Origin of the sequence: Streptomyces hainanensis (genome assembly GCF_004348415.1) — a bacterium.
Classification (GTDB): domain Bacteria; phylum Actinomycetota; class Actinomycetes; order Streptomycetales; family Streptomycetaceae; genus Streptomyces; species Streptomyces hainanensis.
Genome location: NZ_SMKI01000241.1, coordinates 1 through 11,831, shown reverse-complemented (window position 1 = coordinate 11,831; position 11,831 = coordinate 1). Strand labels below are relative to the sequence as shown.

The window sequence follows — 11,831 nt, the reverse complement described above, 5'->3', positions numbered from 1 at the left end:
GTGGGTGGGTGGGACAAACCCCCCGGAGGTACGCGACGCGGTCCGCGACGCGGTCGGCGGTGCCCACCACCCGTACGGGCCCTGTTCTCTCCCGCCACCTTGTGCGAGATTCAACGATCGGATCACGCCCACGTCGGCGCCGGCCGGCGCGGGTGACCGTGAAGCCCGCGCAAGTGAAAGGACGCACCGTGTCAGTCACGCTCTCCGACTCCCTCAAGGCGTTGCTCGACGAGAGGGTCTTCGTCACCATCGCCACCATCCAGCCGGACGGCAGCTCCCAGCTGTCGCCGGTCTGGGTCAAGCGGGACGGCGACGACCTGTTGATCTCGACGACGCGCGACCGGCGCAAGGAGCTGAACATCGCCCGTGACCCGCGCGTCACGGTGCTCGTGCAGCCGGCTGACCAGCCCTACTCCTACGCCGAGATCCGCGGCACCGCGACCCTCTCCGAGGAGGACGCGCCGGAGTTGATCAACGAGCTGTCCCTGAAGTACACGGGCAAGCCGTACGCCGAGTTCAACCCGGCCTCGGACCAGGACGCGCCGCGGGTGATCGTCCGCGTCACCGCTCGGAAGATCGTCGGCCGGGGGCTCGTCTGAGCGAGGCGGAGCGGACCGTCCCCGCGCGGCCTTCCGGGCGGCGCGGGGGAGCTCGTTCGCCCCTCCGCCCACTACTCTTGACGCGTGAACCTTCGCCTGTATGACACCAGCACCCGGCTGATCCGTGACTTCACCCCGCTCCAGCAGGGCTGCGTCTCGATCTACCTGTGTGGTGCCACCGTGCAGGCGCCCCCGCACATCGGTCACGTCCGGTCCGGGGTCAGTTTCGACATCATGCGCCGCTGGTTCGAGTACCGCGGTTACGACGTCACGTTCGTCCGCAACGTCACGGACGTCGACGACAAGATCATCGCCAAGAGCGCGCAGCTCAACCGCCCGTGGTGGGCCATCGGTTACGCGAACGAGCGGGCGTTCAACGACGCCTACGACGCGCTCGGCTGCCTGCCGCCGACCTACGAGCCGCGCGCCACCGGTCATGTGCCGGAGATGATCGAGATGATGCGCACCCTGATCGACCGCGGCCACGCCTATCCGGCCGACGGCAACGTCTACTTCGACGTGCGCAGCTTCCCCGGCTACCTCCAGCTCTCCAACCAGGACCTCGACCACCTGCTCCAGCCGGAGGGCGAGGGCGAGACCGGCAAGCGCGACCCGCGCGACTTCGCCATGTGGAAGGCCGCCAAGCCGGGCGAGCCGAGTTGGGAGACGCCCTGGGGCCGTGGTCGGCCCGGCTGGCACCTGGAGTGCTCGGCGATGGCGTACAAGTACCTCGGCCCCGCCTTCGACATCCACGGCGGCGGCATCGACCTGGTCTTCCCGCACCACGAGAACGAGATCGCCCAGTCCCGGGCGTTCGGCGGCGAGTTCGCCCGCTACTGGGCGCACAACGCCTGGGTCACGCTGGCCGGCGAGAAGATGAGCAAGTCGCTGGGCAACTCGGTGCTGGTCTCCGAGATGGCGCGCCGCTGGCGCCCCATCGTGCTGCGCTACTACCTCGGTACCCCGCACTACCGCTCCACCATCGAGTACAGCGAGGCGGCGCTGGCCGAGGCGGACGCCGCGTTCGGCCGCATCGAGGGCTTCCTGCACCGGGCCGTCGAACGCGTCGGCGAGGTCGCCCCGGCGGCCACCGTGCCGGACGACTTCGCCGCCGCGATGGACGAGGACCTCGGCGTGCCGCAGGCCCTCGCCGCCGTGCACACCACCGTCCGGCAGGGCAACGCCGCGTTGTCCGAGGGCGACAAGGAGTCGGTCGTCGCGCTCGTCGGCCAGGTGCGGGCGATGCTCGGCGTGTTGGGCCTCGACCCGCTCGACCCGAGCTGGAGCGGCGGCGCCCAGGGCCGCGGCAAGGAACTGGCCGGCGTCGTCGACGGCCTGGTCAGGCTGGTCCTGGCGCAGCGCGAGGCCGCGCGTCAACGCAAGGACTACGGCACGGCGGACGCCATCAGGGACGAGCTCGGCGCCGTCGGCCTGGTCATCGAGGACACCCCCAACGGACCGCGCTGGGAGCTCGGTTGACCTTCCGGTCGACCATCCGGGCCCCCAGCCACACGAGAGTCAGAAGAAGCAGAAGATGCCAGGCAACAGCCAACGCCCCAACCGCCGCACCAGCAACAAGAAGGGCGCCCAGGTCGGCAGCGGCGGTCAGCGCCGCAAGGCCCTGAAGGGCAAGGGTCCGACCCCGCCCGCCGAGATGCGCACCGGCCACGCCAAGAAGCGCGCCGCCGACGCCAAGGCGCGCCGGGAGGCCACCCGTCCCGCCGCCAGGCGCGGCGGCGGCCGGTCGACGGCCGAGCTGGTCATCGGCCGCAACCCGGTGGCCGAGGCGCTGCGCGCCGGCGTGCCGGCCAAGACGCTGTACGTGCAGCAGTTCCTGGAGAGCGACGACCGGGTCACCGAGTCGATCAAGCTGGCCATGGAGCGCGGTGGCGTCAACCTGCTCGAGGCCTCCAAGGCCGAGCTCGACCGGCTCACGGGCGCGCTGCACCACCAGGGCATCGTGCTCCAGGTCCCGCCCTACGAGTACGCGCACCCGGACGACCTGCTCGGCGTGGCGCACGACGCCGGCCAGGCGCCGCTGATCGTGGCGCTCGACGGGGTCACCGACCCGCGGAACCTGGGGGCCGTGGTGCGCTCGGTCGCCGCCTTCGGTGGCCACGGCGTGGTGGTGCCGGAGCGCCGGGCGGCCGGCATGACCGCCGGCGCCTGGAAGACGTCGGCCGGCACCGCGGCCCGCACCCCGGTGGCCCGCGCCACCAACCTGACCCGCACGCTCCAGGCGTACCAGAAGGCCGGGTTGACGGTCGTCGGCCTCGCGGCGGACGGCGAGTCGGACCTCCCGGAGCTCGGCGGGCTCGACGGGCCGGTCGTCATCGTCGTGGGCAGCGAGGGCAAGGGCCTCTCCCGGCTGGTCGGCGAGACCTGCGACGTCCGGGTCCGGATTCCGATGCCGGGCGGTGCCGAGTCGTTGAACGCCGGAGTCGCGGCCGGCGTCGTGCTCTACGAGGCGACGCGTCACCGCAGGTAGCCCCTGGTTTGTCGGGAGTTGACGGGTCGCGGACAGGATTTGTGGGGTCAAGGCAGTGTCTTAAGCCGTGTCACTCAGTTAGATGAGTGTGGACACCAGAACACCCCACGGCCTCTCGATGGACGAGCCGGTGCTGAGCATGGTCAAAGTGCCGTGCGACCCAGCGCAGGTCATCGTGAACCACGCCAGTTTCCGGGTGAAGCTCGCCACCCCGCCGCCGATCAGCATCACGATCGACGACACCGCCCCGCTGGCCCGGGTGCCGGCCGCGGCGGGCGGGCGGCGCCGCCCCCTCGTCTGGACGGGGCGCAGTGCCCCGGGGGACCCGGGCGCGAGCGGCCTGCTGCAGGCGGTGCGCGAGGCCGGGCGCGGCGTCGACGTGGCGACCCAGGTGCTCCCGCGCATCACCCCCGTCGTGGCGCAGCGCGGCCCCCGGCCGCCCGAGCGGCCGGGGCTCGTCGCCCCGCCGCCCCCGACCGAGGTGCTGCCGGTCGTGGCGGACCTGCCGCCCCAGGACCGTGGGCGCCCGGCCGACCGGCGCCCGGGGGACGGCCGCCAGGCGTACCAGCCGGGCCACCGGGCCGGCCGGATGAACCTCGGCGTGGTGCTGCTGCCGCTGCGGGTGCTGCTCGGCTTCGTCGCCATCTACGCGGGCATGGGCAAGCTCACCGACCCGGTCTACTTCGACGGCGGCCTGCGCGGCTCGCTCTACGCCTGGCTCGACTCGCTCGAACCGTGGACGGTGGCGGCGCCGCTGCACAGCTGGGCGCTGGCGCACCCGGTCGGGGCCGGGCTGACCGTCGCGTTCATCCAGATCATCGTCGGCGTGCTCACCGTCTTCGGCCTCTGGCAGCGGTTCGCGGCCGGGCTCGGTGCGTCGCTCTCGCTGGCCCTGCTGCTCACCGTGAGCTGGCAGAACGGGCCGGCCTACGACACCCCGGACGCCATCCTGTTCGCCGCCTGGACGCCGTTGGTCATCGCGGGCGCCCCGGTCTACTCGCTCGACTTCCGGCTGGCCACCGAGGCGTGGCGCACCCTGGGCCCGCGCGCGCCGCTCGCCGAGCTCCGGCGCCGGGTGCTGCGCCGGGGCGCGATGCTGGCCACCCTGCTGGTCGGCCTGGCGCTGCTGATCGGCTCGATGCTGGGCAGCGCGGTGCGGTCGGCGCAGTTCGCCACCGTGCCCGAGCCGGGCGAGCCGCCGCGCAACCACCTGCCGGGCGAGCGGCTGCCGGACGACGAGGACGAGGCCGGCGAGGAGGCGGAGTCCTCCGCCGGCCCGACCGAGGGCTCGGGCGCGGCCGGCGACGAGGAGTCGGCGGAGGGCGAGCCGGGCGACGAGGATGCGAACGACCCGACCGACGAGGCCTCGGCCGGCGCCGAGAGCACCGGTCCCGGCGCCGAGCAGCAGGCCCCGCCGAGCGAGCAGACCGTGCCGGCGCCGCAGCAGTCGGCCCCACCGTCGGAGCAGCAGTACTACCCACCAGAGGACACCGCCCCGGCCGCCCCGGAGCCCGACACCGGCACCTCGGGTGGCGGCGGCGAGCCGGCTCCCCAGGATCCGTCCGCGGAGAGCGGGGGTGAGCGGAGCAGCCTCGGCCCTATCGGCGGGCTGCTGGGTTAGCGACGTCGGAGGGGTCCTCGGCTAGTCCTGGCGGCCGGCCGTAGGGTGTGACCTGAGTCACCGGGAACTCGTGACGATGGCCGGACAACAGTCGAAGTGGACCATACGATGCATGCCCGCGTGCGGGCCGGCGAACCCGAGGCGTTCCGCGAGCTGTTCCAGGCGCACGCGGGTCTCGTCCACGGCTACGCGGCCCGCGCCACGGGCGATCCGAGCCTCGCCGAGGACGTCGTGTCGCTGACGTTCCTCGAAGCCTGGCGGCTGCGCGGCCGGCTGCGCGACGAGGGGGAGTCGCCGCGCCCCTGGCTGATGGGGATCGCGGTCAACGTCCTGCGCAACACGACGCGGGCGAAGCGCCGGTACGAGCGCGCCATGGCCAGGCTCCCGGCGCCCGCCGTCGTGCCGGACTTCGCCGACGAACTGGTCGGCCGGGCGGCCGACGCGGAGCGGCTGGCAGCGGCCAAGCGTGGGTTGGCCGCGCTGACGGGCGGGGAGCGGCAGGCGTTCATGTTGCATGTCTGGTCGGGCCTGAGTTACGAGGAGACCGCCCGGGCGCTCGGCGTCCGGGTGGGGACCGTGCGTTCCCGTCTTTCCCGGGCCCGGGCCCGGCTGCGTCGGTTGACCGACGCGGAACTCGGCGGGGAACCCGTCGCCAGCAGCGGACAACCGTCCTGTGACCGCCGGCAATGGGCGGTTCGGCCGAGCGAGGAGACCATCCGATGACACGCGAGGAACCGCCGCGCCGCGAGGAGCTGGCCCGCCTGCTCCCGTCGCCCGGCGCGCCCGGTCTTCCGCCCGGCCGCCAGCTGGTGATGGAGGAGCATCTGATGAGCGAGATGACGAGCTCTCACGAGGGGGAGCGGAACCTGTGGCGGCGCCTGGTGTTGGTCGCCGCGCCGTTGGCGACGGTGGCGCTGATCGTCGGCGCCGCCACGGTTGTCGGTAGCGACGGTGTCGTGGGCCCCGCCGCGGACGGGAACCCCTGGGAGGGCCTCGCCGAGGTGGCCGCCGGGGCACCGGAGTTGGCGGTCGCCTCCGACCAGTTCGTCTATACGGCCCGCGAGGTGGTCGTCGACTACGGGGGCGTGCCCACCAACGGGCAGAACGTGCTCTGGGACGTCGACCACGGCCCCTACGAGACCGAGCAGTGGGTCTCCCCGGACGGCGGTTCCGGCTGGTACCGGGACTCGGACGCAGCCCCGGACGGGGTGCCGATCGTGGTTCCGCCGGAGCAGGAGGAGTGGACCGAGGACGAGCTGCCGGACGTCGATGTCGACGCCGGAGCGGAGTTCGAGATCGAGTTGGAGGACCCCGAGATCTACCCCCCGCAGGATAGGTGGCTCGGCGACTCCGTGGCCGGCGTCGGCGGTGACTTCCCCGCCACCCTGCACCAGCCGACCTGGGAGTACGTCCAGTCGCTGCCCGTCGACCCGGACGCGCTGCTGGAGAAGATCTACGACGAGAACGGCTCGGCCGACAGCGGGGACCAGGCCGACCAGTGGGCGTTCGAGACCCTCGGCGAGCTCTTCGAGGAGACGCCGCTGCCGCCGGACACCGCCGCCGGAATGTTCCGCGCGTTCGGTGAGATCCCCGGCGTGTCCGCGCGCACCGGGACGGACGCCACCGGCCGGGAGGGGGTCGTCCTCAGCCGGTTCGCGGAGGACCTGGGGTACCGGATGGACCTGGTCTTCGACGAGGAGTCGGCCGCGTACCTGGGTACCCGTGTCGAGCAGATCGAGGAGAGTGAGGTGCTCGTCATCGGCGTCATCCTCGACTACGCCCTGACCGACCGGGCCGTGGTGGACGAGGAACGGCAGGTCCCGGGGACCTGATCGCGGGTCCCCCTCCGGGGGGCGGGGGCGGTCAGACGCGCCCGGTGTGGGTCGTCGACCAGGACATGCCGGCGGCCAGGTGTTCGAGATAGCCCGGGTGGCTCACCGTCACCGTGAAGTCCCGGTACGGAAAAGCCTCGAGAGCCCGGCTCGCGATGACAGGCCAGGCCCGCCAGTTACTCAGGTCGGCCGTGCCGGCCAGCCCGGCGATCTTCTCGCGCTCGCCCTCCTCCCACGGCTCGTCCGGATCGTCGAAGGCCGCGGCCTCGCTCCACAGCGGCACGTTGCGGAGCGGGCCCCTCTCGTAGGAGGTCACGATCTCGGCGGTCCGCACGTCGAACCTCACTGGATCGCTCGGAGTCCAGGCATACCGGGAGATGTCGTCACGCCCGACCCCGAGGAGCCTTCCGTACACATCCTTGGCCTTGCGCCGAGGTTCGAGGAGGGTCTTGGCGTCGTCCGCCAACAGGTAGCCGTACTCGGTGATCCGTATCAGCCTGCCCACGATGAGGCCGAAGACCTCGCCGAGTTCGTCGCCCATCGCCATCCCCGCGAGGATCTCCCTGCCGCGCTCCGGGGAGAACGGACACCGCTGCGGGCGATGACCGTCATCGTCATCGTCTGTCAGATTCCCGTTGTCCAGCATCCACCACACGTCCGCCAGCAGGGCCAGGGGGAAGGTGGGTTCCTCCGGAACGTCGGGCACGTCGGGGTTGATGACGTACACCCGCGCGCGCAGGGTCGCGTCGCGGACACTGTCGATGGTCACGTGGAAGATGTCGGTCATGGGGGAGACCGTAGTCCCGGCCGCTGACAGTGACCGCTACCTGGCCAGTTCGCGGGCCGCCTCCGTGAGGTCCTTGGCGGTGTCGATGGCCCGCCAGTAGGCGCCCTGGGGGAGGGCGAAGCCGGCGAGGCGGCGTTCGCGGGCGAGGCGGGGGAAGGTCAGCCGCTCGTGGTCGCCGCGCTCCGGCAGCAGCGCCGTGAACTCGGGGCCGAAGACGTAGACGCCGGCGTTGATCAGGTAGGGCGAGAGCGGCGACTCGATGAAGTCGAGGACCTGCCCGAACTCGTTGGTCTCCACGGCGCCCCACGGCATCCGCGGCCTGGCCAGCGACAGCGTGGCGGTGGCGCCGCGCTCCACGTGGAAGGCGGCCATCTCGCGGAGCGAGAAGCGGGTCCAGATGTCGCTGTTGGTGGCGATCCAGGGCTCGTCCTGGCGCGGCAGCGCGGGCGCCGCGTACTTGAGGCCGCCGCCGCGGCCCAGCGGCTCGGGCTCCACCACGGTCGTGACCTTGACCGGCAGGTCCGTGGCGTCCAGCCAGTTCTGCAGCACCTCGGCCATGTGCCCGCAGGAGATCACCACGTCCGTGACGCCCTCCTCGGCCAGCCAGGTGAGCTGGTGGCCGATGATCGGGGTGCCGGTGCCCGGGATCTCCACCATGGTCTTGGGCCGGTCGTCGGTGTACGGGCGGAGCCGTGAGCCGCGGCCGCCGGCCAGGATCATGGCCTGGGTGCAGAGCGGGGCGTCGCCTGGAGCCTGGACGTGGTTCATGCGGGGCAGCCTAGTTGCTGCCCTCGGCCGGGGCTCGGCCGAGGGCTCAGGCGGGGTGGCGGCGTGCGGGCCGGCTCAGCCGGCCGCCGCGACGCCCGCGGCGAACGACGTGTCGCACACCGGGCGTGAGTGTTGTTGGGCGCGCCGGGACGAGCCGTACTTCTCGACCGCGGCCGCACCGAGCGCCTGGGCGATCTCGGCACAGTGCGGGGCGAGCGACGGGTCGCGCGTGACGGCCTCCTGGAGGCCGGTGAGTGCGGCGCTCGGGTCCTGCTGCCGCAGCGTCAGCAACAACCGGTCGCGGAGCGTGTCCTCCGGGGTGAGCGGCTGCTGCTCCGCCGAAGCGGTCTCCATCTGGTCGTCGGCCGGACCGACCCAGGAGACCCGGGAGACGGCGAGTGTCCCGGACAGCACCAGGACAACCGGGAGAGCGATGGCGAGAGTTCTGCCGATGTGGCGGAGTGCCTGATTCACTGGTGGTCTTCCTCGCGAAACGAAGCTGGATGGTTCAAACGCGCTGGGGCGTGGTAGATCGTAGCGAGGAGTAGTGTTTTGGTGACATTTCGCCACTCTCACGAGTGACGGGGTTCAGCAGAATTCGAATCGGTCGTCCACCGTGGTTGACGCGCAAAGGGCCGTGTTTCCACCACGTGTGCGGAAACACGGCCCTCACGGACCTCGGGGGCGGGGAGCGTCAGTCGCTCAGCCGCTCGCCGGAGCCGGCGGCGAAGACGTGGGTCTCGCCCGGCTTCGGCACCACGTTGATCTTCTCGCCCTTGTGCGGGACGTCGCGGCTGTCGACGCGGATCACCAGGTCCTTCGTCTCGCCGCCGATGTCGGCCTGGCCGTAGACGTAGGCGTCGGCGCCGGTCTCCTCGACCACGTTGACCGTGACCGCGAGGCCCGCCTCGGCCTTCTCGTCGGCCTTGGCGAGCGCCGTGCCCTCGGCCGAGCCCTCGCCGTTGATGATGGCGAAGTGCTCGGGACGGCAGCCGACCACCACGTGGGTGTCGCCCTTGCTCTGGGCCTCGGAGAGCGCCCCGCGCTCCACCGGCACCACGCTGTTGCCGAACCGGACGCCGCCGTCGGTGATCGGCACCTCGACCAGGTTCATGGCGGGGGAGCCGATGAAGCCGGCGACGAAGAGGTTGGCGGGCTTGTCGTACATGTTGCGCGGCGAGTCGATCTGCTGGAGCAGACCGTCCTTGAGGACCGCCACCCGGTCGCCCATGGTCATGGCCTCGACCTGGTCGTGGGTCACGTAGACGGTGGTGACCCCGAGCCGGCGCTGCAGGCCGGCGATCTGGGTGCGGGTCTGGACGCGGAGCTTGGCGTCCAGGTTGGACAGCGGCTCGTCCATGAGGAACACCTGGGGCTCACGCACGATGGCGCGACCCATCGCGACACGCTGCCGCTGACCGCCGGAGAGCGCCTTCGGCTTGCGCTCCAGGTACTCGGAGAGGTCGAGGATCTTGGCGGCCTCCTCGACCTTCTTGCGGATGTCCGCCTTGTTGACGCCGGCGATCTTGAGCGCGAAGCCCATGTTCTGCGCGACGGTCATGTGCGGGTACAGGGCGTAGTTCTGGAACACCATCGCGATGTCCCGGTCCTTCGGCGGGAGGTGCGTGACGTCACGGTCGCCGATGTGGATCGACCCCGCGTTCACGTCCTCGAGACCGGCGAGCATCCGGAGCGAGGTGGACTTACCGCAACCGGAGGGGCCGACCAGGACGAGGAACTCGCCGTCCTCGATCTCGATGTCGAGCTGGTCGACGGCGGGCTTGTCGCCGCCCGGGTAGATGCGGGTGGCCTTGTCGTACGTGACGGTTGCCATGTCCTCGTGTCTCCTTCTACCGGCAGGAACGTGCCGGACGATCCGAGTAGGAAGGTGTTACGTCCATATGTAAATGGACGGCAAGCCGAAACTTAACTCGAAACAACGCGTTCTGTCAGTACCCGGGAAGCCGGAGAAACCGATGTCAACGGGCCCGACCCCGCCCGTCACGTTCCGTGATCGCCGCTCGTCCCCGGCCCGCCTCGCCCCGACCGGGCCCCGTGTAGGCTTGTCGCGCCCGCAAGAGGCGTGCCGCCTTAGCTCAGTTGGCCAGAGCAGCTGTCTTGTAAACAGCAGGTCGTCGGTTCGAGTCCGACAGGCGGCTCCACGACGAAGCGCCCCGTCTCCCGAATCCGGGAGACGGGGCGCTTCGCGCGCGGGTTACTCGGGGGCGTCGAAGGTCCATACGGCGCGGGCGCCGGGGCCGACGGTGAGGGTGGAGCGGCCGATCTCCTCGACGTGGCGGGTGCCGGTGGCGTCGTTGAGGGAGAACTGGAGGCCGCGCAGGCCGACCTCGTCCAGCGGGACGGGGTCGAGGCGGATCGTGGTGGTGCCGTCGTTCACCACGACGGTGCCGTTCCCCCGGGTCTCGACGTCGTAGCCGCCGGCCTCGAGGAGCGGGACGGTGGTGGCCAGGTCACGCTCCGGGACGCCGAGGTGGAGCTGGGTGACGTCGCGCAGCTGGTGGTCCTGGTAGTCGTCCGACAGGTAGCGGGCGGCGCTCACGTCGCCCGGGTAGCTCTCGGGGCCCGTGTTGCCGCGCGGGTCGGCGAAGTACTCGGGGAGGTACTCCATCGACCAGGCGTCGAAGGCGTCGTACAGGTCGGAGGTGGTGCGGATGGTGTCGAACCACGGCACCCGGACGCCGTCGCCGAAGTCGCGCGTCTGGCGGTAGGGGGCCGGCTCCTCGATGCCCAGGTCGCGCAGCCGGTCGGTCACGGTCGCCAGGTCGCCGGCGTGCTCGGTCGAGACGCCGAGGCCGGAGGCGCCGTAGAGGGCGTCGGCGCCCGGCAGGTCGCCCTCGCCGAAGAACTCGATGTACGTCTCGGCGCCGTAGAGGTAGCGGCCGGTCCAGGTGAGGCCGCCGCCCGTCGTGGTGCGGACCTCGAAGTTCGCGAACTCCCGAAGGTAGTCGGAATTCTCGATCGCATCGGCGGTCTCGCGGTCCACCACCGCGTAGGCGTGGTTGTAGTGCAGCAGCTGCTCGCTGGCTCGCGTCTCGGCCCCGTCGGCCGGGCTCGTCTGGGCGCCGGCCTCGAAAGCCCCGGTCAGGGCGATGGTGGCGGTCATGGCGAGGCCGACGGCCACTCGTAACGTCCCACGAATCGACATGGCGGAGAGCTTAGGTCGGTGATGATCAAGAGGGAACATCGAAAGCCCCATGATTTGCTGAAGTTCGCCGGAGCGTAGGGAGCGGTCCGGGGTGCCGAACGGGCCGGCGCGGCCGTGGGTCAGTCCGGGCGGGTCTCGTCGGCGAGGCGGCGGAGGCCGCGGGCGAGGCCGGCGGCCTCCGCCGGGTCCCAGCCGGCGGTGAGGCGGGCGAAGACCTCCTCCTGGAAGGCGTGGGCGCCGGTGAGGACGTCGGCGCCGGCCGGGGTGACGTCGAGGGTGACGCGGCGGGCGTCCCGTCCCGAGGCGGAGCGGGTGAGGTACCCGTGGTCGACGGCGGCCGCGATCAGCCGGCTGGCACCCGAGCGGTCGAGGCCGAGCTGGAGGGCGACGTCGGTGACCGACACCTCGCCGTGCCGGGCGGCCGCGTCGACCGCCTCGAGCACCTGGACGTCCTGGATCAGGGGTGTGTCGTCGGACGGCTCGCCCACCGAGGCCGTCGCCCAGCGGCGCGACCAGAAACGGACCAGCCGGAAGAGGGCGGGGCCGGCGCCGGCGAGCTCCGCGCGGGAG

General features: G+C 71.8%; 12 protein-coding genes and 1 tRNA gene. 7 read left to right on the top strand and 6 right to left on the bottom strand.

The genetic code is table 11. The features are described 5' to 3' along the window. Nucleotides 1–188 precede the first annotated feature (188 nt). The 6 genes from E1283_RS21470 to E1283_RS21445 all read left to right on the top strand — a co-directional run bounded on the left by E1283_RS21470 (nucleotide 189) and on the right by E1283_RS21445 (nucleotide 6,540). Nucleotides 189–599: a PPOX class F420-dependent oxidoreductase gene (locus tag E1283_RS21470; RefSeq protein WP_132819745.1), complete on the top strand. Its 411-nt coding sequence runs from the start codon at nucleotides 189–191 to the stop codon at nucleotides 597–599. A gap of 84 nt (nucleotides 600–683) precedes the next feature. After that, on the top strand, nucleotides 684–2,078 hold the full coding sequence (gene cysS, locus E1283_RS21465; protein ID WP_132819744.1) for a cysteine--tRNA ligase: 1,395 nt from the start codon (nucleotides 684–686) through the stop codon (nucleotides 2,076–2,078). 55 nt (nucleotides 2,079–2,133) lie between these two features. After that, the gene (gene rlmB / locus E1283_RS21460; protein ID WP_132819743.1) at nucleotides 2,134–3,087 is read left to right on the top strand and encodes a 23S rRNA (guanosine(2251)-2'-O)-methyltransferase RlmB; all 954 of its coding nucleotides are present in this window, start codon (nucleotides 2,134–2,136) and stop codon (nucleotides 3,085–3,087) included. An 82-nt stretch (nucleotides 3,088–3,169) separates the two neighbouring features. Beyond that, complete coding sequence (locus tag E1283_RS21455; RefSeq protein WP_132819742.1) at nucleotides 3,170–4,708, top strand: DoxX family membrane protein; 1,539 nt, start codon at nucleotides 3,170–3,172, stop codon at nucleotides 4,706–4,708. 108 nt (nucleotides 4,709–4,816) lie between these two features. After that, on the top strand, nucleotides 4,817–5,431 hold the full coding sequence (locus E1283_RS21450) for an RNA polymerase sigma factor (RefSeq protein WP_132819741.1): 615 nt from the start codon (nucleotides 4,817–4,819) through the stop codon (nucleotides 5,429–5,431). Then, nucleotides 5,428–6,540: a CU044_5270 family protein gene (locus E1283_RS21445; RefSeq protein ID WP_132819740.1), complete on the top strand. Its 1,113-nt coding sequence runs from the start codon at nucleotides 5,428–5,430 to the stop codon at nucleotides 6,538–6,540. The genes E1283_RS21450 and E1283_RS21445 overlap by 4 nt, the downstream gene beginning before the upstream one ends. 31 nt (nucleotides 6,541–6,571) lie before the next feature. On the opposite strand, the gene E1283_RS21440 is transcribed toward E1283_RS21445, so the two are convergent. The 4 genes from E1283_RS21440 to E1283_RS21425 all read right to left on the bottom strand — a co-directional run bounded on the left by E1283_RS21440 (nucleotide 6,572) and on the right by E1283_RS21425 (nucleotide 9,929). Beyond that, a complete protein-coding gene (locus tag E1283_RS21440) occupies nucleotides 6,572–7,327 on the bottom strand; it encodes a hypothetical protein (RefSeq protein ID WP_132819739.1) in 756 nt (251 codons plus the stop codon). Between the two features lie 36 nt (nucleotides 7,328–7,363). Then, nucleotides 7,364–8,095 carry a nucleotidyltransferase family protein gene (locus tag E1283_RS21435; protein WP_132819738.1) on the bottom strand — a complete coding sequence of 244 codons (732 nt, stop codon included), beginning with the start codon at nucleotides 8,093–8,095 and terminating at the stop codon, nucleotides 7,364–7,366. A gap of 75 nt (nucleotides 8,096–8,170) precedes the next feature. Next, nucleotides 8,171–8,569, bottom strand: coding sequence for a hypothetical protein (locus E1283_RS21430; RefSeq protein WP_132819737.1), 399 nt, complete (start codon nucleotides 8,567–8,569; stop codon nucleotides 8,171–8,173). 220 nt (nucleotides 8,570–8,789) lie between these two features. Continuing rightward, nucleotides 8,790–9,929 (bottom strand): ABC transporter ATP-binding protein, encoded by a 1,140-nt coding sequence (locus E1283_RS21425; protein ID WP_132819736.1) that lies wholly within the window; start codon nucleotides 9,927–9,929, stop codon nucleotides 8,790–8,792. A gap of 251 nt (nucleotides 9,930–10,180) precedes the next feature. Here E1283_RS21425 and E1283_RS21420 point away from each other — a divergent pair. Further along, nucleotides 10,181–10,257: transfer RNA gene (locus tag E1283_RS21420), tRNA-Thr, on the top strand. Between the two features lie 53 nt (nucleotides 10,258–10,310). Here the strand turns inward: E1283_RS21420 and E1283_RS21415 are convergent. Both E1283_RS21415 and E1283_RS21410 read right to left on the bottom strand, forming a co-directional pair. Beyond that, nucleotides 10,311–11,261, bottom strand: coding sequence for a DUF5829 family protein (locus tag E1283_RS21415; protein WP_243744998.1), 951 nt, complete (start codon nucleotides 11,259–11,261; stop codon nucleotides 10,311–10,313). Between the two features lie 119 nt (nucleotides 11,262–11,380). Next, a partial coding sequence (locus E1283_RS21410; protein WP_132819735.1) for a MarR family winged helix-turn-helix transcriptional regulator occupies nucleotides 11,381–11,831 on the bottom strand: 451 nt, incomplete at its 5' end.

Excerpts from the sequence above, each read along its gene's own strand:
- rlmB (WP_132819743.1), top strand. The coding sequence starts at position 2,134 with ATGCCAGGCAACAGCCAACGCCCCAACCGCCGCACCAGCAACAAGAAG.
- E1283_RS21455 (WP_132819742.1), top strand. The coding sequence starts at position 3,170 with ATGAGTGTGGACACCAGAACACCCCACGGCCTCTCGATGGACGAGCCG.
- E1283_RS21450 (WP_132819741.1), top strand. The coding sequence starts at position 4,817 with ATGCATGCCCGCGTGCGGGCCGGCGAACCCGAGGCGTTCCGCGAGCTG.
- E1283_RS21445 (WP_132819740.1), top strand. The coding sequence starts at position 5,428 with ATGACACGCGAGGAACCGCCGCGCCGCGAGGAGCTGGCCCGCCTGCTC.
- E1283_RS21440 (WP_132819739.1), bottom strand. The coding sequence starts at position 7,327 with ATGACCGACATCTTCCACGTGACCATCGACAGTGTCCGCGACGCGACC.
- E1283_RS21435 (WP_132819738.1), bottom strand. The coding sequence starts at position 8,095 with ATGAACCACGTCCAGGCTCCAGGCGACGCCCCGCTCTGCACCCAGGCC.
- E1283_RS21425 (WP_132819736.1), bottom strand. The coding sequence starts at position 9,929 with ATGGCAACCGTCACGTACGACAAGGCCACCCGCATCTACCCGGGCGGC.
- E1283_RS21415 (WP_243744998.1), bottom strand. The coding sequence starts at position 11,261 with ATGTCGATTCGTGGGACGTTACGAGTGGCCGTCGGCCTCGCCATGACC.